The organism is Marinomonas rhizomae, from assembly GCF_003315485.1.
Classification (GTDB): Bacteria; Pseudomonadota; Gammaproteobacteria; order Pseudomonadales; family Marinomonadaceae; genus Marinomonas; species Marinomonas rhizomae.
In genome coordinates, this window is sequence record NZ_QNSE01000002.1 from 172,822 (window position 1) to 192,266 (window position 19,445).

At 42.6% G+C, this 19,445-nt stretch carries 18 protein-coding genes; 14 read left to right on the top strand and 4 right to left on the bottom strand.

Annotated elements, in window-relative coordinates:
- The first annotated feature begins 88 nt into the window (after positions 1-88).
- The 3 genes from yidC (at position 89) to DFP80_RS02710 (ending at position 4,448) form a co-directional block, all read left to right on the top strand.
- Positions 89-1,744, top strand: coding sequence for a membrane protein insertase YidC (gene yidC, locus DFP80_RS02695; RefSeq protein ID WP_113915277.1), 1,656 nt, complete (start codon positions 89-91; stop codon positions 1,742-1,744).
- Positions 1,745-1,895: 151 nt separating this feature from the next.
- Positions 1,896-3,275, top strand: coding sequence for a tRNA uridine-5-carboxymethylaminomethyl(34) synthesis GTPase MnmE (mnmE, locus tag DFP80_RS02700; RefSeq protein WP_113915278.1), 1,380 nt, complete (start codon positions 1,896-1,898; stop codon positions 3,273-3,275).
- A gap of 249 nt (positions 3,276-3,524) precedes the next feature.
- Entirely contained in the window at positions 3,525-4,448 is a 924-nt protein-coding gene (locus DFP80_RS02710) for an Abi family protein (protein WP_206610542.1), read from the top strand.
- A 172-nt stretch (positions 4,449-4,620) separates the two neighbouring features.
- On the opposite strand, the gene DFP80_RS02715 is transcribed toward DFP80_RS02710, so the two are convergent.
- The 4 genes from DFP80_RS02715 to DFP80_RS02730 form a co-directional block, all read right to left on the bottom strand.
- Positions 4,621-5,778 carry a glycerate kinase gene (locus DFP80_RS02715; RefSeq protein ID WP_113915280.1) on the bottom strand — a complete coding sequence of 386 codons (1,158 nt, stop codon included), beginning with the start codon at positions 5,776-5,778 and terminating at the stop codon, positions 4,621-4,623.
- Between the two features lie 60 nt (positions 5,779-5,838).
- Positions 5,839-6,822 (bottom strand): acrylyl-CoA reductase (NADPH), encoded by a 984-nt coding sequence (acuI, locus tag DFP80_RS02720; protein WP_113915281.1) that lies wholly within the window; start codon positions 6,820-6,822, stop codon positions 5,839-5,841.
- 74 nt (positions 6,823-6,896) lie between these two features.
- A complete protein-coding gene (gene acuR, locus DFP80_RS02725; protein ID WP_113915282.1) occupies positions 6,897-7,568 on the bottom strand; it encodes an acrylate utilization transcriptional regulator AcuR in 672 nt (223 codons plus the stop codon).
- A gap of 72 nt (positions 7,569-7,640) precedes the next feature.
- Complete coding sequence (locus tag DFP80_RS02730) at positions 7,641-8,519, bottom strand: AraC family transcriptional regulator (protein ID WP_113915283.1); 879 nt, start codon at positions 8,517-8,519, stop codon at positions 7,641-7,643.
- Positions 8,520-8,705: 186 nt separating this feature from the next.
- Between DFP80_RS02730 and DFP80_RS02735 the strand changes: the two genes are divergently transcribed.
- The 11 genes from DFP80_RS02735 to atpA all read left to right on the top strand — a co-directional run bounded on the left by DFP80_RS02735 (position 8,706) and on the right by atpA (position 19,418).
- Complete coding sequence (locus DFP80_RS02735) at positions 8,706-9,764, top strand: NAD(P)-dependent alcohol dehydrogenase (protein ID WP_113915284.1); 1,059 nt, start codon at positions 8,706-8,708, stop codon at positions 9,762-9,764.
- A gap of 933 nt (positions 9,765-10,697) precedes the next feature.
- Positions 10,698-12,587, top strand: coding sequence for a tRNA uridine-5-carboxymethylaminomethyl(34) synthesis enzyme MnmG (gene mnmG / locus DFP80_RS02740; protein WP_113915285.1), 1,890 nt, complete (start codon positions 10,698-10,700; stop codon positions 12,585-12,587).
- 51 nt (positions 12,588-12,638) lie between these two features.
- A complete protein-coding gene (gene rsmG, locus DFP80_RS02745; RefSeq protein ID WP_113915286.1) occupies positions 12,639-13,265 on the top strand; it encodes a 16S rRNA (guanine(527)-N(7))-methyltransferase RsmG in 627 nt (208 codons plus the stop codon).
- A gap of 3 nt (positions 13,266-13,268) precedes the next feature.
- On the top strand, positions 13,269-14,036 hold the full coding sequence (locus tag DFP80_RS02750) for a ParA family protein (protein ID WP_113915287.1): 768 nt from the start codon (positions 13,269-13,271) through the stop codon (positions 14,034-14,036).
- A gap of 45 nt (positions 14,037-14,081) precedes the next feature.
- The gene (locus DFP80_RS02755) at positions 14,082-14,966 is read left to right on the top strand and encodes a ParB/RepB/Spo0J family partition protein (protein WP_113915288.1); all 885 of its coding nucleotides are present in this window, start codon (positions 14,082-14,084) and stop codon (positions 14,964-14,966) included.
- Positions 14,967-15,130: 164 nt separating this feature from the next.
- Positions 15,131-15,538 carry an ATP synthase subunit I gene (locus DFP80_RS02760; RefSeq protein WP_175020578.1) on the top strand — a complete coding sequence of 136 codons (408 nt, stop codon included), beginning with the start codon at positions 15,131-15,133 and terminating at the stop codon, positions 15,536-15,538.
- A gap of 48 nt (positions 15,539-15,586) precedes the next feature.
- The gene (atpB, locus tag DFP80_RS02765; protein WP_113915290.1) at positions 15,587-16,435 is read left to right on the top strand and encodes a F0F1 ATP synthase subunit A; all 849 of its coding nucleotides are present in this window, start codon (positions 15,587-15,589) and stop codon (positions 16,433-16,435) included.
- A 66-nt stretch (positions 16,436-16,501) separates the two neighbouring features.
- Positions 16,502-16,759, top strand: a complete 258-nt coding sequence (atpE, locus tag DFP80_RS02770; protein WP_012072127.1) for a F0F1 ATP synthase subunit C — start codon at positions 16,502-16,504, stop codon at positions 16,757-16,759.
- 57 nt (positions 16,760-16,816) lie between these two features.
- Positions 16,817-17,287 (top strand): F0F1 ATP synthase subunit B, encoded by a 471-nt coding sequence (locus tag DFP80_RS02775; RefSeq protein ID WP_113915291.1) that lies wholly within the window; start codon positions 16,817-16,819, stop codon positions 17,285-17,287.
- 11 nt (positions 17,288-17,298) lie between these two features.
- On the top strand, positions 17,299-17,835 hold the full coding sequence (locus DFP80_RS02780; protein ID WP_113915292.1) for a F0F1 ATP synthase subunit delta: 537 nt from the start codon (positions 17,299-17,301) through the stop codon (positions 17,833-17,835).
- Positions 17,836-17,873: 38 nt separating this feature from the next.
- Positions 17,874-19,418 (top strand): F0F1 ATP synthase subunit alpha, encoded by a 1,545-nt coding sequence (gene atpA / locus DFP80_RS02785; RefSeq protein ID WP_113915293.1) that lies wholly within the window; start codon positions 17,874-17,876, stop codon positions 19,416-19,418.
- The last annotated feature ends 27 nt before the right edge of the window (positions 19,419-19,445 follow it).

Genomic DNA, 19,445 nt, shown 5'->3' on the forward strand with positions numbered 1-19,445 from the left:
AAAACTGCCAAAGGCTGGTTTAATAGCGCGTGATTTTTATAAGGGTTCTGTGAACCTATTGTCCAACCAAACAAATTAGTTGAATACCATGGATTTCAGACGTTACTTTTTATGGGGTGCGCTTTTTATCAGTGGCTACCTACTGTTTTTACAGTGGAGCCAAGATTATGGTCCTCAGTCCACTCAAAGCGTAGCTCAAAGCACACAGTCTCAATCTGAGACAAACTCTCAAATGAGCGATGATTTGCCTCTGGCAACTCAAAGCACAACCGAAGCCAATGCCGAAATTCCACAAAGTGTGACAAAAATCGCACCTGGAAAATTGATTGAAGTAACAACCGATACCCTTCGTGTTGCAATCAATCCTATCGGTGGCGACTTAGTTGAAGCCGCTCTTCTTCAATACAAGAAAGAATTGGGTCAGCCCGATCCGTTTGTCATCCTAGAAGATGGCAGCGAGCGCACTTATGTGACTCAAAGTGGTTTAGTTGGCCAAGATGGTCCAGACGCCTCTCCTGAAGGGCGCCCTGTTTACCAATCTGAAAAGACGGCGTACACCTTAGCGGATGGTGAAGATTCTCTTGATGTGAGTCTTTACTACACCGACGCGAAAGGCGTGAAATACACCAAAACTTTCCGCTTTATGAAGGGTAAATACCGCATTCGCCAATTGATCACCGTAGACAATACGTCATCAAACACTTGGCGCGGTAACCTTTTTGCGCAGATCAAACGTGACAACACGCCAGATCCAAGCAAAGCGACTAGCATGGGCTTACAGCCTTATCTAGGTGGTGCGATTTCTGATGAACAAACGAAATACAGCAAAATTTCTTTCTCAGATATGAAGGAAGAACCTGTTAAAACAACCACAACCCAAGGTTGGGTTGCTGTGCTTCAGCATTACTTCGTTTCAGCTTGGATTCCAGAACAAGGTCAAAAAGTAACCTTACAAGCTCGCACTAACGGTGACTTTAATATCATCGGCTTTACTGGCACACCAGTAGAAATTGCACCGGGTAAACAAGGTACATTGAGCTCAACTTTCTATGTTGGTCCAAAACTACAAGATCATCTAGAAAGCACAGCAGAAAACCTTGATCTAACCGTTGATTACGGGTGGTTATGGTGGTTGGCGAAACCTCTTTTCTGGTTGCTAACACTAATCCAGTCTTTCGTTATCAACTGGGGTATTGCGATTATCTTGATCGTAGTTTGTGTAAAAGCCGTTTTCTTCAAGTTATCCGCTGCAAGCTACCGTTCAATGGCGAAAATGCGTAAATTCGGACCAGAAATTGCCAAACTAAAAGAAAAGTATGGTGATGACCGTCAGAAGATGTCGCAAGAAATGATGGCGCTTTACAAGAAAGAAAAAATTAACCCCTTGGGTGGTTGTTTACCTATCTTGGTTCAGATGCCAGTATTCCTTTCACTGTACTGGGTATTGATGGAATCTGTTGAGTTGCGCCACGCGCCATTCTTCCTATGGATTCACGATCTATCCGTGATGGACCCATTCTTTATTCTGCCAATTTTGATGGGTATTAGTATGTTTGTTCAGCAATCACTTAACCCAACACCTCCAGATCCAATGCAAGCTCGAATCATGAAGATTATGCCTGTCGCATTCTCCATCTTCTTCTTGTGGTTCCCAGCTGGTTTGGTTCTATACTGGGTAACGAACAACACCTTATCCATATTGCAACAGTATGTGATTACGAAACGCATCGAAAGAGAAGCCTGATACTAAAAGGCAGACACTTCGATCAAAAAGGCTTCCCATTGGGAGGCCTTTTTTACGTTTAGATTGCCATGCTTGTCTTGCTAATGGACAATGGCTATCAAACAAAAGTAATAACCTCTATTTATTTTCTTTTATCGCACAGAGTTAGATTATGACCGATTTCCAATACGCCACAGACCAAGACACAATTGCCGCACAAGCCACTGCTCCTGGGCGAGGTGGCGTGGGAATCATTCGTTTATCAGGCCCTAAAAGCCTTGCCATCGCCAAGCAAATTGTCGGCTTTGAACCTAAACCGCGTTATGCCCATTACGTGCCTTTCAAAACGACGGATCGGGAACAACTCGATGAAGGCATCGCCTTGTATTTTCCAGGCCCTAACTCCTTCACTGGCGAAGACGTCTTTGAACTACAAGGCCATGGCGGCCCTGTCATTATGGATATGCTGCTTAGTCACTGTGTGGCGCTTGGGGCACGTTTAGCTCGTCCAGGAGAGTTCTCCGAACGCGCTTTTATGAACGACAAAATGGACTTAACCCAAGCAGAAGCCATTGCCGATTTGATCGACAGCACCTCGGAACAAGCCGCAAAATGCGCATTACGTTCCTTACAAGGCGCTTTCTCTAAGCGCGTAGACGAACTGGTCGAAGCCTTGATTCATCTGCGTATTTACGTGGAAGCCGCGATTGATTTTCCAGAAGAAGAAATCGATTTCATTGGTGATGGCAAAGTCGCAGCGGAACTGGCTGGCATTCAAACGAAACTGGCAGAAGTGTTGAAAGAAGCCAACCAAGGCGCCTTAATTCGCGAGGGCATGAGCGTGGTTATTGCAGGGCGCCCCAATGCTGGTAAATCCAGCCTATTGAACGCCTTATCAGGCAAAGAGTCCGCTATTGTCACCAACATTGAAGGCACCACTCGTGACGTATTACGCGAACATATTCACCTAGATGGCATGCCGCTGCACATTATCGATACAGCAGGCTTACGCGACAGTCCAGACGAAGTTGAGCGCATAGGTATTCAGCGCGCATGGGATGAAATCAGCAAAGCGGATCGCATTCTAATGATGGTCGACAGCCAATCTATCGATTCAAAAGACCCAAGCGAAATTTGGCCAGAGTTCATGGAGAAACTTGGCGATACCAAACATCTAACCTTGGTGCGTAACAAAGTCGACTTGACCAAAGAAAGTACAGGCATAGAAATGGTCTCAGGCGTCTCTGTGATCTCTCTATCAGCAAAAACAGGTGAGGGCGTCAAAGACTTGACTGACCACCTAAAAGCCGTCATGGGATTCGACAGCACGACTGAAGGGGGGTTTATCGCTCGTCGTCGTCATATCGAAGCACTTAACAAAGCCAACCGCTTTTTAGACGCAGGTAACGAGCAACTTCACGGTTACGGCGCAGGGGAATTGCTCGCTGAAGACCTCAAAGAAGCGCAACAAGCCTTAAGCGAAATCACCGGTGCCTTCACCAGCGACGACTTGCTAGGCCGCATCTTTGGCTCGTTTTGTATTGGTAAATAAAATACGCAACTTAGTAGAAAGGTTGAAAATGGCTAGTTTAAACACCAATTAACTGTAATTAAGGTGACAATTAATGTTTTTAAATTCAATGGATTGGGTTGATTTTTGGTTTGCTAGCCGTTCAGCTATCTTAAATAAATATATTGCAACAAGTATATTTGTCGCTATAATTGATTCTAACAACACCCCTCCCGCTACCCGTAAGATCAGCGCCCTGCGAGGGGTTACTTGTTTCTGGGGGAATGAAAAATGACTACCCAGAACAAAATCCCTTTTACTAAGCCACCTAAGACGTTTGCAGAACAAGTTCAGATACTGCAATCTCATGGTTTGGATATTCCTGATCAATCGAAAGCTGAATTTTATCTTTCACAGCTAAATTATTATCGGCTATCAGCTTACTGCTTACCCTTCGAGACAAATCACACGACTCATCAGGTTGCTCCTGGTACAACTTTCGATGATGTGTTGAATCTCTATATTTTTGACAGAGAGTTACGTTTATTGCTTCTGGATGCTATCGAACGTGTTGAAGTCTCACTACGAACACAAATGGCTTATCACTTAAGTTACCGTCATAATACTGCGCACCCACATCTAGACCCCTCTATATTTCAAAATGCGGGAAGACATCAAGATGGGTTAAACAAGTTGAAAAAAGATGTACGCCAAAGCGATGAAGACTTTATTCGCCATCTAACAACTAAGTATCAGGAGACATTACCTCCCATATGGGCTGTAGTTGAGCTGATGACTATGGGTCAATTATCCAAATGGTTTTCCAATATCAATCAGAGGCAAGATCGCAAAGCGATCTGTCAGGTTTACAATCTCAATGAAACAGTAATGACTTCGTTTTGCGAACACTTATCATTGGTGAGGAACAAAGCTGCCCATCATGCGAGGCTATGGAATCGCGTTTTCCCTAAGCAAATGAAGTTACCAACAGCCGGCCCAAGCGATTTAATTAATAGCATTTTGCGCTTGCCTCACAACGATAGGAGCTTAAAAAAACTCTACAATACGTTGACAATAACCTTATATCTTATGGATATAATAGCTCCTGATCACCAGTGGAAAATGCGACTCAAAGACTTAATAAATACTCATGCCATAGATGCAACAAAAATGGGCTTTCCCGCTGATTGGGAAACCCGTCCTCTGTGGATCTAAGAAGATGTGATAAATAAAAAAATTTCATGGCTATGGCACCGGGAAATTACTGGATGAAGATCTAAAAGAAGCCCTAAGTGAAATCACTGGCGCCTTCACCAGCGACGACTTGCTAGGCCGCATCTTTGGCTCGTTTTGTATTGGTAAGTAATCACTGAAATAAGGGCTGATTTCAGTGCAGCCCTTGTCCCAACTTGATCACCGCAGCCACGTTACGAGCGGTGGTGATGAGGTTTTGCTCGCCTTGTGTTAAGACATTATCCAAGCTATCGAGCGCCGGAATTATGGGAAATATCGCTAGCATGCCGTGAGCCAAAATAGCCTCGGCGTCTTTACCCAAACTGCCCGCAATGCCAATAGTTGGAATCTTCTGCGCATTGGCTTGTTTTAAAACGCCCATGGGGGTTTTGCCAAAGACAGTTTGGCCATCTATTCGGCCTTCGCCCGTGATGACTAAATCAGCATTTTGCAGTTTGTCAGCGAGACCAACCGTTTCCATCACGATCTCTATACCAGGCTTTAGCGCCGCATTAAGAAAAACTTTCGCGCCTAACCCCATTCCACCAGCGGCACCGACACCTGAATCCAATCGATAGTCATCAAAGCCATTTTGTACTAAAACATCGGCAAAATGCGCTAAAGTCTTATCTAATAAGGTCACCATTTCTGGCGTTGCACCTTTTTGTGGCCCGAAAATAGCAGAAGCACCACGTTCACCACATAACGGATTATCCACATCACAAGCAACGTCGAAGCGACAGTCAGCAAGAAGAGGGTGTGCTTGGCTCAAGTCGACATAACTCAATTGTGCGAGCGAGATACCGCCAAAAGACAGTTCTGTACCATTCTCACTTTGGAATTGAATTCCCAATGCTTGAGCTAAACCAACCCCCGCATCATTAGTCGCACTACCACCTAACCCCAAAATAATGTGTTTTATGCCTCGATCTAAGGCATCTTTGATCAGTTCACCGGTTCCGAAGCTGGTGGTGTAACGTGGATCACGCTGATCTCGTGGTACCAAATGTAATCCAGACGCTGAGGCCATTTCGATCACTGCGGTGCTTGATAATTGACCTTCGACGGCACCTAAAATCCCATATTGTGCCGTGACTTTATCACCCAGCGGGCCAGTCACCTCAAGATTAATCAAATCCCCCTGAGTCGCATCAACCATAGATTGCACTGTCCCTTCGCCGCCATCGGCCATCGGCACTTTGATGTATTGCGCTGTAGGAAGTACCTGACGAAATCCCACTTCGATCGCATTCGCGACTTCCAGAGCGGTTAAACTTTCTTTGAAGGAATCCGGTGCAATCACAATCTTCATAGTTAATCCTTGCTGCTGGTAGAATACCAGTCTCGTCGTTAAAGCAGAAAAAGCAAATTGTTAAGCTTTCACATTCACCAATACTCGACCACGTACCTTTCCATCAAGCAATTTATGGGCCGTTTCTACCACGTTTTCCAAAGTGATCTCTTCACTGATGCTGTCAAAATCGTCTGCTTGCAGCAAGTCACTTAAGCGTTCCCATGCTTCGATACGGTCTGCTAAGGGTCGCATAACACTGTCGATACCAATGAGTTTCACACCTCGCAAGATGAAGGGTGCAACAGAACTAGGGAAATCCATGCCTTGAGCTAAGCCGCAAGCGGTTACTACGCCTCCGTATTTTGTGCTTGCACAAGCATTGGCTAAAGTGTGGCTACCAACACAATCTATCACGCCTGCCCAACGCTCTTTTTGTAAAGGCTTACCAGGCTCAGACAGAGTGTTACGGTCAACAATGTCGCTCGCACCAAGGCTTTTCAAATAATCACTTTCTTCCATTCGGCCTGTGGAAGCAACAACGTGATAGCCAAGACGATTTAATAAGCGAATTGCAAAACTGCCAACACCACCGTTGGCGCCAGTCACTAGAATTTCGCCAGAATTGGGCGTAACACCTTGTTTTTCAAGAGCAAGCACAGATAACATAGCGGTGTAACCTGCTGTACCTATTGACATAGATTGCTTAGCGTCTATACCTTTTGGCAGAGGAATAAGCCAATCACTTTTGAGTCGAGCTTTTTGTGCAAGCCCACCCCAATGCATCTCACCCACACCAAAACCATTCAGTATGACGAAGTCACCTTCAGTGAAGCGGTCAGAATCACTTTGTAAAACTTTACCGACTAAATCAATTCCCGGCACCATAGGAAAAGAACGAACAACAGGGGACTTACCAGTGATGGCTAAGCCGTCTTTGTAATTTAAAGTACTGTAATACACTTCAATTAACACATCACCTTCGGGCAGCTGGTCTTCATGTAACTCAACCACGGATGCAAAACTTTTTTTATCTTCTTGTGTGATTAATAAACTTTTAAACATAAACCCTCCATATTTAGACCGATCGTCTAATTAAATAACTAAAAAAACCAAGTATCGCGACTTGGTTCGTGTTTTTAATGAGTTTTCAATTGAATTGCTCGAATAAAAAATCGTATAAATAAGCTCAATGGCTGAATACTTTTTACCAATCTAGCACGATGAACCGCGCCTTCCCAACCAATCCAAAATGCTTGAGAAGTCTCTTCAATACTACCTTGAAAATCAACTTCTCCTTGCTTTTGGCTTTCTAATAAACATGCTCCAACTCGCATTTGCCAACTTTGATAAGTCGCTTGTAATTGCTCACGAAACTCCTCGGAAAGCTGTGTCGACTCTTGCTCTAAGTTACCCACTAAACAGCCACGTTTAAATTCATGGCGAACAATTCCATCTTGGGCATCTTGAACAAAGCGCTGCAATCGCTCTAGGGGAGAAAACGCCTCGTCCAATAAAAAACCATCTAACTTAGCTTCAAAATAACGACCATAACGTTCAAGAACAGCAAGACCAAAGGCTTCTTTACTTGAAAAGTAATGATAAAAAGAACCCTTTGGTACACCTATCGATTTAAGAATAGGGTCAATACCACTGCCCGTAAAGCCTGTTTCAGTTAGCGTCAACATACCAGCTCGTAACAGCGCTTCACGAGTCTCCAAAGAACTACTTGGTTGTTTTTTGGGCCGCCCACGACGAGGCTTATTAGGCAAACTGACGCTGGCGTCAGGTGTATCAACTAAATTAAGCAAGTCGTCATACCTATGAGATTAAAACTGATAAATATTAATTTAGACCAGTCATCTATAAAAATCAAATAACAATTACACAACAGTCTCTTCCCTTTGTTTATCCTTGGTTGGAGGTGCACCAAAGTAACGCTTATAGTCGCGGCTAAACTGATGAATACTTTTATAACCTACTTCTAATGCTATTTGAGTAACATTTATATGTCCTTGATTTAGCAGCATTTGTGCTTTCAAAAGACGTAGTCGCTTTAAATATTGTAGAGGAGAAGAACCCGCAATAGCTTTAAAATGATGATGAAAACTGGAAACGCTCATGTTGGCGTCTTCAGCGAGTTGTTCAACACGAACTTCTTGATTCAGCTGTTGATGTAACTGTTTAAGTGAATTTACTATCAATGAAAACCGCCCTTGGTTTACCACTAGAGCACGCAAGGCATCACCTTGTGGGCTTTGTAAGGCTTCAAAAACAACTTCACGAACTCGACTTTGCCCCATAACTTTCGCAGTGTTTGAATCATATAAAGCGCGAATCAACCGAGAGACAGCTTCTTCCATGCCTGGACTCATCACAACAGAAGACATAGGAAAATAAGGTACAGATGACTTTAACTTGACTTCAACAGTATCAGAAACCAACTCAGACAATAACACAGGGTCGATATCAATCGACACGCCCAAAAGCGGTTCATGTTGGCTGGCAAAAGTTTCACATTCGAAAGGTAATGGCAGAGTTTGTACCAGATACTGCCCCGAGTTGTAGTGAATTTCACGATCCCCTAAATAGCCAACTTTACGACCTTGAACAATAATAGTCAGTCCTGGCCTGTAAATAAGAGGCATCCTAGGTACCGATTTTTCACAACGCATTAAACGCACATTCGCAATAGAAGTGTCCGAAAAGCCATCTTTAGCGACAAGAGGTTTGATCAAATCAACTAAATTCTTCCCTATCATTTTTAATCATCTCCTCTTATAGAATTCGGCATTTATATTATCTATTCAAGATTGTGTAGGAAAAAGTAAATCTCTCTTATTTGGAGAAATTGGCAAAACTATAACAAAAATGCACAACACAAAACGAGAAAAATTGTTCTAGACTGCAAGTCAGCAATTTCACGTTCAAATTCAGGAGTTACATTTATGAGTCAAGCAAAATCCTATGCTGCAAAATCCGCTACAACCCCTTTAGTACCTTTTTCATTTGAACGCCGTGCTCTTCGTGAGAATGACGTCAATATAGACATTCTTTATTGTGGTGTTTGCCATTCAGATATTCATGTTGCCGAAAGTGATTGGGGGCCAAGTGAATACCCAGTGGTTCCGGGCCATGAAATTATTGGTCGAGTGACAGAAATTGGTAACAAAGTTAGTAAGTATAAAGTCGGTGACCTTGTTGGCGTCGGCTGCATGGTGGATTCTTGCCAAACGTGTTCATCATGTAAGCAAGATTTAGAGCAATATTGCGATAATGGCATGCTAGGCACTTATGGCGCCCGTGATGTTATTGACGGTAGTTTAAACTATGGTGGTTACTCTGATCACATTGTGGTTCGAGAAGAGTTTGTTTTGTCCATTCCAGAAGCGCTTGATGCCAGTAAAGCGGCACCATTATTATGTGCCGGTATTACTACTTATTCGCCACTTCGTCATTACGGTGTCAAAGCCGGAGATAAAGTGGGTGTTCTAGGAATGGGTGGTCTTGGCCATATGGGCGTTAAATTTGCCAAAGCATTGGGCGCAGAAGTGACGATTTTTACTCGCTCTGAAAGCAAAATTTCAGAAGCGAAAAAACAAGGTGCTGATCACGTTATAGTTTCAACTGACGATGCACAAATGCAAGCTGCAGCAATGAATTTTGACTTCTTACTAGACACCATTCCAGTTCAGCACGATCTAAACCCATACTTAAACTGCTTAAAAGTCGACGGTATGCATATCTTAGTCGGTTTAATTGAGCCAATGGAACCAGCTGTTCATGCCGCGAACTTAGTATTAAAGCGTCGTATTCTTACAGGCTCTTTAATTGGTGGTATTGCAGAAACTCAAGAAGTTTTAGATTTCTGTGCAGAGCACAATATCGAGTGTGATGCCGAAATGATTAATATCCAAGATATTAATCAAGCTTACCAACGCATGAAGAAAGGCGACGTAAAATATCGTTTCATCATTGATATGAAAAGTTTGAAAGAAGAAGCCTAATCGAAGGTTATAATGACTTTTAGTAAAAAGCGCCTTTGATAGGCGCTTTTTTTTGTTCTATTTTCTAGTCTTATACCGTTTGACAATAAAGCGATGATTTAAAAAAGCAAAGCTCAGGAGCAATGAGTATCATCTATAGCCCTCCTTTTATACACACCAATATGTATCAAACACCTTCCCTCCAATCCTATTGAGTTCAATTTTATTGTCGCTGGTTGATCCCTATAACTTGCTTGATCATTGTTGTAATCCTCGCCTTCCTTATCAGATCTGATAAGAAATAATACAGAAGACAAAAAGTTACTCACAGATAGGGCCTTTTCAAAATTATCTTTCTTTCTCCACAATGGTTTAGGTATCAACAAGAAGCAGGCGTTAAGCCTAATTATTCACACTGATAGTCTAGAAAAAATGACAAAATAAAATTTTTTTATTTATTTACCTGTGGATTAATTTTATATGAAACCTGGCTTTTTTTGTGTGCAAAAATACAAAAAACCCTATATAAACAATAACCTAAAATATATCTAGAATCAAAAAACACTTGTTGATAAGTATGGTGATAGCTTGATAGGAAGTTTTGCACAGTTTTTAACAACTATAGCCTTAAAAATCGTCTCTGTATAAGTACCATTTTTATGCACAGGTTAAGGTTATCCACATCACAAGATACTCCCCCTAATCTTAACAAGATGTTATCTGTTTAAATATATAATAATTATAGTTTTTTTTGTCTTATACACAGATTTTAGCTTGCTATATAAACATAACAAACATAAAAGACCTTATATACATACTTAAATATATTAATATTGATGACCGGGGTAAGTGAGGTTCGATCTCTTTCTTTTTGGAAATTAGCCTATATACTAAGCGGCCTCAATCAACGATTGATCGTTTTTTATTCATTTTATTAGTAATACCGAGGTTCCTGTGGATTTCCCAAGTCACTTTGATGTGATTGTGGTTGGTGGCGGACATGCTGGTACAGAAGCAGCTTTAGCAGCAGCTCGTATGGGCGTAAAAACTTTGTTACTTTCTCACAACATTGAAACTTTAGGACAAATGTCCTGTAACCCAGCCATTGGTGGTATTGGGAAGTCCCATCTTGTAAAAGAAATAGATGCTTTAGATGGCGCAATGGCGTTAGCTACAGATCAAGCTGGTATTCAATTTCGTACTTTGAACTCTCGCAAAGGTCCTGCAGTTCGAGCTACTCGTGCTCAAGCAGATCGCATCTTATATAAAGCGGCAATTCGTTATAAATTGGAAAACCAAGAAAATTTATGGCTGTTTCAGCAATCAGCAGAAGATCTGATTGTTGAAGATGGTGCGGCTCGTGGTGTTATTACTCAAACAGGTATACGTTTTAATAGTAAAACTGTTGTTTTAACCGCTGGCACCTTTTTAGGTGGTGTTATCCACATTGGCTTGCAAAATCACTCTGGTGGTCGAGCTGGTGACCCACCATCCATTGGCTTGGCAGAAAAACTACGTGCTTTGCCATTTCGTATTGATCGCTTAAAAACAGGTACACCACCTAGAATTGATGCTCGCTCTGTTGATTTCTCACAGATGCAGGCACAACCAGGTGATGATATTGACCCTGTTATGTCGTACATGGGTAATCGAGCAATGCACCCTCGTCAAATTGAGTGCTTTATTACTCATACCAATGAGCATACCCACGACATTATTCGAGCTGGAATGGACCGGTCACCTATGTACACAGGTGTAATTGAAGGAGTTGGTCCACGTTATTGCCCGTCTATCGAAGATAAAATTGTACGTTTTGCCGACAAAAACTCGCATCAAATTTTTATCGAACCAGAAGGTTTAACGACGCACGAACTGTATCCAAATGGTATTTCAACCTCTTTACCATTTGATGTGCAAATAGAACTCGTTCGTTCGATGAAAGGCATGGAAAATGCTCATATCATTCGCCCAGGTTATGCGATTGAGTATGATTATTTTAACCCGCAAGATTTGAAATATTCTTTAGAAACCAAGCATATGCCAAGTCTATTCTTTGCTGGACAAATCAATGGTACAACCGGCTACGAAGAAGCGGGTGCTCAAGGTCTACTAGCGGGTTTAAACGCAGCATTACAGGCACAAGACAAAGATGCTTGGACCCCTCGACGCGATGAAGCATACCTAGGTGTATTGGTTGATGATTTGATCAGTATGGGAACAAAAGAGCCATATCGCATGTTTACTAGCCGAGCGGAATATCGCTTGATATTACGTGAGGACAATGCAGATATGCGTTTAACAGAAAAAGGCCGTGAACTTGGTCTAGTTTCTGATGAGCGATGGGCTGCCTTTTGCAAAAAACGTGAAGCGATTGAATTAGAAACTCAGCGTCTTAAATCGAGCTGGATTGTTCCAAATACGCCAGAAGCGGAAAATATAAACCCTAAGTTAGAAACGCCAATTACTCATGAGTACAGTTTATTAGACTTGCTTAAGCGTCCGAATATTGTTTATTCAGATGTGGCGAATTTGAAAAATACGCTTGATGAACCGGTAGATGAGCAAGTTTCTGAGCAAGTGCAAATTGCGGTCAAATACGCTGGTTATATATCTCGTCAAGCTGAAGACATAGAGCGTCTACGTCGTCAGGAAAATACGGAATTACCAGATGATTTGGATTATTCCAAGATGGAAGGCTTGTCAAATGAGATCAAGCAAAAGCTAACTCAGTTACGTCCTGCCACGCTTGCTGCGGCGTCTCGAATCCAAGGTGTAACGCCTGCAGCCGTATCCTTACTATTAATTCACTTGAAAAAACGTGCGATTGCACGCAAAAGTGCCTAGAATCATCAGCCGATAATCCCTAATTGCTATCTTTATAGAAATGGATCGACTGTGACACACTTTGATACTATTCAAAAAGGCGCCCAACAAATGGGCGCTGCTCTATCTGATGAAACGATTCAGACTCTTGTAAAATACCTAGCCATGCTAGAAAAGTGGAACAAGGCTTATAACCTGACTGCTATTCGTGATGTTGAGCAAATGATCTCTTTGCACTTATTAGACAGTTTGGCGACTTTACCCTTTATAACAGGGGACAATATCATTGATGTTGGTACTGGGCCTGGCTTGCCTGGTATGGTGCTTGCTATATGTTACCCTGAAAAACGTTTCACTTTACTTGACAGTAACGGTAAAAAAACCCGCTTCCTGACACAAGTTAAAATGGAGTTGGGTATTCATAACGCCACGGTGGCAAATGAACGTGTGGAGAAGCACCCTCACCAAGGTGATTATGATCACGTCATTTCTCGAGCTTTTGCCTCCTTACAAGATATGATTAATTGGACGTTACCTCTTCCCAAAGCGACAGGTAATTTTTTAGCCATGAAAGGGGTTTACCCTAGTGAAGAAATAGCGGCGCTACCAAAAGAGGTTAGTTTAGTATCTGTAGAGCCTCTTAATGTGCCAAATGTTCAAGCGGAGCGTCACATGGTAGTGATGACGCGTAAAGGATAAAACATGGCAAGAACCATCGCAGTTACCAACCAAAAGGGTGGTGTGGGTAAAACCACCACTTGTGTCAATTTAGCGGCATCATTGGCGGCAATGAAACGTCGAGTATTATTAATCGATTTAGATCCGCAAGGTAATGCGACTACCGGAAGTGGCTTTACCAAAGAAGAGTTAGACACGAGCGTCTATGACGTATTGATTGGTTCTCATGGCGTAAAAGAAGTCATGAAAAAAAGCATGCCTGGAGATTACTGGGTGTTGCCTGCAAATGGTGACTTAACAGGCGCAGAAGTGGTTTTACTAGATTTACCTAGTAAGGAAACCCGCCTACGCGCTGGCCTGTATGAAGTCGACAATGACTTCGACTATATTCTGTTAGATTGCCCACCTGCGTTGAATATGTTGACGGTGAACGCTTTAGCAGCTTCACAAGGTGTATTGATTCCGGTGCAATGTGAATATTACGCGCTAGAAGGGCTAACGGCGTTATTACAAACCATTAATCGTATTACGCAAGCGCTAAATCCATCTCTAGAGGTCGAAGGTATTTTACGAACCATGTATGATCCTCGTCCTAGCTTAACGCATGATGTATCTAGTCAGCTTCATAAGCATTTTGGCGATAAAGTCTATGATACTGTGATTCCTCGTAATATCCGTTTAGCGGAATCACCAAGCTATGGCTTGCCTGTATTGCACTATGAGAAACAGTCTCGTGGTGCTATTGCTTATCTCGCATTAGCGGGTGAGTTTATTCGAAAGGCTGTCGCATAATTACTGTTTTATAAGCACACTTTAATACCAATTAGGGTTAATGAAATGACGATGAAAAAAAGAGGTCTAGGTCGTGGCTTAGACGCATTATTGGCACCACAATCGACGCCAACCAATGAGGCTGAAAGTGGCTCTGATAGTGAGCAAATAAAAGGCCTGACTTATTTACCTGTTGAATGGCTTTCTAAGGGGAAATTCCAGCCTCGTCGTGACATGAATCCTGCGCAATTAGAAGATCTTGCGGCTTCAATTCGTACTCAAGGTATTATGCAGCCTATTGTTGTGCGCCCAAGCGGCCATAATCAATACGAAATTATCGCGGGTGAGCGTCGTTGGCGTGCTGCTAAATTGGCTGATTTAACCCAAGTTCCTGCTATTGTCCGTCATGTTGAAGATGCCGATGCTGTCGTGCTTGCTTTAATTGAAAATATTCAACGCGAAGACCTAAACCCAGTTGAAGAAGCGTTGGCACTACAGCGTTTAGTGGAAGACTTTCATTTAACCCAACAAGAAGTTGCGGATACTGTGGGGAAATCCCGCTCTACCGTCGCGAATTTATTACGATTATTAGGGTTAACGCCAGAAGTGCGTCGCTTATTAGAGCATGGTGACATTGAAATGGGTCATGCGCGGGCTTTATTACCTTTAGAACATGACAAACAAATTCAAGCAGCCTCACAAGTCGTGACCAAATCTTTGTCTGTTCGCGAGACAGAAAGATTGGTGAAAAGTTTTCAAGCGGTTGAAAAAAGTGAAGATAGCAAACCTGCCTTGCCAGATTTGAGTGCAGAAGCTGAGCGAATTAGTCAAAAAATTAATGCCGCGGTCAAAATACAACCATCAGCTAAAGGAAAGGGCAAGTTGGTAATTGAATACCGTAACCCAGAGCACCTAGAACTCTTGGTTAGTGAACTGCTTGCTGGGAAATGAAGCAATTTGTGACAAGTACGCTTTTCTATCTAGACAAGATGGCTTGAAAGTGGTGATGTGGGTCGGTTTAAGTTGAACAAGGCCGCCATTACCCATATAATGCCTCGAATTTTGTAAATCATCACATTGATTGCACTTTTATAGTGCGAAAAGAGAGTCGGGTAATGGAGACAAAAAAGCCACTAAGCGCCAGTGCAATTATTAGCGCTAAAAAGAAGGCTATATTTCGTTTCCTTTTATTACAATTATTACTCACTTTTTTGGTTTCTTTGGGAATTTTTTACGTTGCTGGTGGTCTGTATGGGTATTCGTTTATATTGGGCGCTTTAACCAGCATATTACCGAGTGTTTATATGGCTTGGCGAATCTTTGGTTACAAGGGGACTCGCCCAGCAAAAGATGTTGTTAGATCATTCTATCGAGGAGAAGCTGGTAAGTTGGCTATGACAGTGGTTTTGTTGTCGCTGGTTTTTCTTCTGGTAAAACCATTAGCTGCAGGGGCATTCTTTGCAGGTTTTGGTGGTGCAATTTTGAGCCATTGGCTTAGTCCCATTGTGCTAAGAAATACTTAGTACAATGGGAAATAGGATTTTAATCATTGAGAGAGCGTGGATATAAGTATGGGTATTGAAAGTCCAACAGCTTCTTCATATATAAAGCATCACCTTCAGAATTTGACCTATGGTCAACATCCTGATGGAACATGGGGTCTTGCCCATGATGCTAAAGAAGCAGCAGATATGGGATTCTGGGCAATTCATGTAGACACTATGGCAGTTTCGATTGCTTTGGGTTTCTTGTTTTTATGGTTGTTCCGTAAGGCCGCAAAGAAAATTTCGACAGATACACCATCTGGTCTGCAAAATTTTGTAGAGCTAATGGTTGAGTTTGTTGATGGCAGCGTCAAAGAAACCTTTCATGGTAAGAGTAAGGTGATTGCACCTTTAGCACTTACTATTTTTGTTTGGGTTTTCTTGATGAACTTCATGGATTTGATTCCTGTTGATTTCTTGCCAACTGCAGCTCAGTGGATTGGTGTAAGTTTATTTGGTGCTGATCCTCATCATGTTTATTTTAAATTTGTTCCAACAACAGACATTAATGCCACATTAGGCATGTCACTTTCTGTTTTTGCTTTGATTGTTTTCTACAGCATCAAAGTAAAAGGAATTAGTGGTTTTGTTGGTGAACTGACGTTACAGCCATTTGGCAAATGGATGATCCCTTTCAACTTATTACTTGAAGGTGTTGGTCTACTTGCGAAACCTGTTTCATTAGCATTGCGATTGTTCGGTAACTTGTATGCTGGTGAATTGATCTTTATTTTGATTGCTATATTGCCTTGGGGTCTACAATGGGCTCTGTCTGTGCCATGGGCAATCTTCCATATTTTGATCATCGTGCTTCAAGCCTTCATCTTTATGATGTTGACTATCGTCTACTTAAGTATGGCGCACGAAGATCACTAAGTGTGTGTTCTTTAAAGTAATATTTTTTTAAACCTTATCTAAAACTGTGAAAATGTAGGAGTTAAAATGGAAACTGTAGTTGGTCTTACTGCGATCGCTGTAGCCCTTCTAATCGGTCTAGGTGCCCTAGGTACTGCGATTGGTTTTGGTATTTTGGGTGGAAAATTCTTGGAAGGCGCTGCGCGTCAACCAGAAATGGTTCCAATGCTGCAAGTTAAAATGTTCATCGTAGCGGGTCTTCTAGATGCCGTAACTATGATCGGTGTAGGTATCGCATTGTTCTTCACTTTTGCGAATCCTTTTGTTGCTTTGGTCGCTGGTTAATATTCTGCAAAACTTTGCGGAAATGATTTTTAAACGACTAAAAGCGAGGGTATTAGCGTGAACTTAAATCTCACACTTCTAGGCCAAGCTATATCGTTTGCTATTTTTGTCTGGTTCTGCATGAAATATGTGTGGCCACCAGTTATTACTGCGCTCGAAGAGCGCAGTAAAAAAATTGCAGACGGTTTGGAAGCAGCGAACCGTGCTTCACGTGACCTTGAGTTGGCACAAGAACAAGCCACTCAAATTCTACGTGAAAGCAAAGAGAACGCGGCCGAGATTATTGAACAAGCCAACAAACGTGCGAACCAAATGGTCGACGAGGCAAAAGAGCAGGTGATTGCTGATGGCAAACGTCTGCGCGAAGCAGCTCAAGCAGAGATCGAACAAGACGTAATGCGTGCTAAAGAAGCATTGCGTGCTCAAGTGTCCGTTCTTGCATTTGCTGGTGCCGAGAAGATTTTGGGAGCCACCATTGACGAAAAAGCACATAGCGAGATCGTTGAACAGCTCGCCAAAGAGCTTTAAGCGAGGGTCTAATGGCTGAATTAAAAACAGTCGCGCGACCGTACGCTAAAGCGGTTTTCGAAGTTGCTAGAGAGCAAGGTCACATTGTTGAGTGGGCTGATATGTTAAACGTATTAGCGGCTGTAACGGTTGAACCTAAGCTTGAAAAAGCACTTGGGAATCCAGCTTTTAGTGCGGAAGAGAAGGCAAACGCTCTAGCGGACGTTTGTGCAGAAGTAACTACAGAACAAGGTAAAGCATTTTTGTTAACCTTAGCTGTGAATAAGCGTTTATCGCTTCTTCCTGCTATTTCTGAGTTATTTTTACAGTTCAAACTGAATTTCGAAAAAGCCGTAAATGTTCAATTTACGTCTGCATTTGAATTAACAGCAGAACAAACACAAGCATTAGCCGCTTCACTGACTAAAAAGTTGGACCGTACAGTCAACTTAACCAGTGAAACAGACGCAAGCCTACTTGGTGGCGTGGTTATTCGTACAGGTGACTTAATCATCGACGGTTCAGTACGCGGTAAATTAGCGAAACTGGCCGAGGCGATAAACTCCTAGTGTTTCGTTAAATCGAAACCAGGGTTGAGGAATTTAGCATGCAGCAACTGAATCCATCTGAGATCAGCGAGATTATCAAGAAGCGCATCGAGAACCTCGATGTATCTTCTGATGCCCAAAATGAGGGCACAATTGTCAGCGTGGCAGACGGTATCGTTCTGATCCACGGCTTGGCAGATGTTATGTACGGGGAAATGATTGAATTCCCTGGTGGTGTTTACGGTATTGCTTTGAACCTAGAGCGTGACTCTGTCGGTGCAGTAGTACTTGGTAAATATCAAGACCTTGTAGAAGGTCAAAAAGTAAAATGTACAGGTCGTATATTGGAAGTTCCAATTGGTCCTGAATTGCTTGGTCGTGTTGTTGACGCATTGGGTAATCCAATCGACGGCAAAGGCGCTATCGATGCAAAGCTAACTGATAAAGTTGAAAAAGTGGCTCCAGGCGTTATCGAACGTCAGTCCGTTGATCAACCGATTCAAACAGGTTACAAAGCCATTGACGCCATGGTGCCAATTGGTCGTGGTCAACGTGAGTTGATCATCGGTGACCGTCAGATTGGTAAGACTGCTCTAGCAATCGATACCATTATTGCTCAGAAAGATTCTGGCATTAAGTGTGTATACGTAGCGATCGGTCAGAAACAATCTACAATTGCTAACGTCGTGCGTAAGCTTGAAGAAGCTGGCGCAATGGAATACACCACAGTGGTAGCAGCTGGCGCATCTGATCCAGCAGCAATGCTTTACATAGCGCCATACACTGGCTGTACTATGGGTGAATATTTCCGTGACCGCGGTGAAGACGCTTTGATCATTTATGATGATTTGACCAAGCAAGCTTGGGCTTACCGTCAGATCTCTTTGCTTCTTCGTCGTCCGCCAGGTCGTGAAGCCTACCCAGGTGATGTTTTCTATCTTCACTCTCGTCTTCTTGAGCGTGCATCTCGTGTAAACGTTGATTACGTAGAGAAATTCACCAATGGTGAAGTGAAAGGCAAAACAGGCTCTTTGACTGCCTTGCCAATCATCGAGACTCAAGGTGGTGACGTATCTGCATTCGTACCAACCAACGTTATCTCCATCACAGATGGTCAGATATTCTTGGAAACGAGTGCATTTAACGCCGGTATCCGTCCAGCGATGAACGCAGGTATTTCTGTATCTCGTGTAGGTGGTGCAGCACAAACTAAGATCGTCAAGAAACTTGGCGGTGGTATTCGTCTTGCATTGGCTCAGTATCGTGAATTGGCGGCTTTCGCTCAGTTCGCATCTGACCTAGACGAAGCGACTCGTAAGCAGCTAGAGCACGGTAAACAGGTTACTGAACTGATGAAGCAAAAGCAGTTCTCTCCTATGTCTGTAGCTGATATGGGCGTAGTTCTTTACGCTGCTAATGATGGCTTCCTTGAAGATGTTGAAACAAGCAAAATTGGTAGTTTTGAAACTGCTTTGTTGGGCTACATGAACAGTGAACACACTGATCTTATGGCTGACATTAACAAAACTGGTAATTTTAACGGCGAGATTGAAGCGACATTTAAAGCGGCAATCGAGAAGTTTAAAGCGACGCAAACTTGGTAATGAGTTTGGTGATAAGCGACTAAGCTT

Bases quoted from the DNA above. Each gene is read 5' to 3' on its own strand.
- yidC (WP_113915277.1), top strand. From the start codon at position 89: ATGGATTTCAGACGTTACTTTTTATGGGGTGCGCTTTTTATCAGTGGC.
- mnmE (WP_113915278.1), top strand. From the start codon at position 1,896: ATGACCGATTTCCAATACGCCACAGACCAAGACACAATTGCCGCACAA.
- DFP80_RS02710 (WP_206610542.1), top strand. From the start codon at position 3,525: ATGACTACCCAGAACAAAATCCCTTTTACTAAGCCACCTAAGACGTTT.
- DFP80_RS02715 (WP_113915280.1), bottom strand. From the start codon at position 5,778: ATGAAGATTGTGATTGCACCGGATTCCTTCAAAGAAAGTTTAACCGCT.
- acuI (WP_113915281.1), bottom strand. From the start codon at position 6,822: ATGTTTAAAAGTTTATTAATCACACAAGAAGATAAAAAAAGTTTTGCA.
- DFP80_RS02730 (WP_113915283.1), bottom strand. From the start codon at position 8,519: ATGATAGGGAAGAATTTAGTTGATTTGATCAAACCTCTTGTCGCTAAA.
- DFP80_RS02735 (WP_113915284.1), top strand. From the start codon at position 8,706: ATGAGTCAAGCAAAATCCTATGCTGCAAAATCCGCTACAACCCCTTTA.
- DFP80_RS02750 (WP_113915287.1), top strand. From the start codon at position 13,269: ATGGCAAGAACCATCGCAGTTACCAACCAAAAGGGTGGTGTGGGTAAA.
- DFP80_RS02755 (WP_113915288.1), top strand. From the start codon at position 14,082: ATGACGATGAAAAAAAGAGGTCTAGGTCGTGGCTTAGACGCATTATTG.
- DFP80_RS02760 (WP_175020578.1), top strand. From the start codon at position 15,131: ATGGAGACAAAAAAGCCACTAAGCGCCAGTGCAATTATTAGCGCTAAA.
- atpB (WP_113915290.1), top strand. From the start codon at position 15,587: ATGGGTATTGAAAGTCCAACAGCTTCTTCATATATAAAGCATCACCTT.
- atpE (WP_012072127.1), top strand. From the start codon at position 16,502: ATGGAAACTGTAGTTGGTCTTACTGCGATCGCTGTAGCCCTTCTAATC.
- DFP80_RS02780 (WP_113915292.1), top strand. From the start codon at position 17,299: ATGGCTGAATTAAAAACAGTCGCGCGACCGTACGCTAAAGCGGTTTTC.
- atpA (WP_113915293.1), top strand. From the start codon at position 17,874: ATGCAGCAACTGAATCCATCTGAGATCAGCGAGATTATCAAGAAGCGC.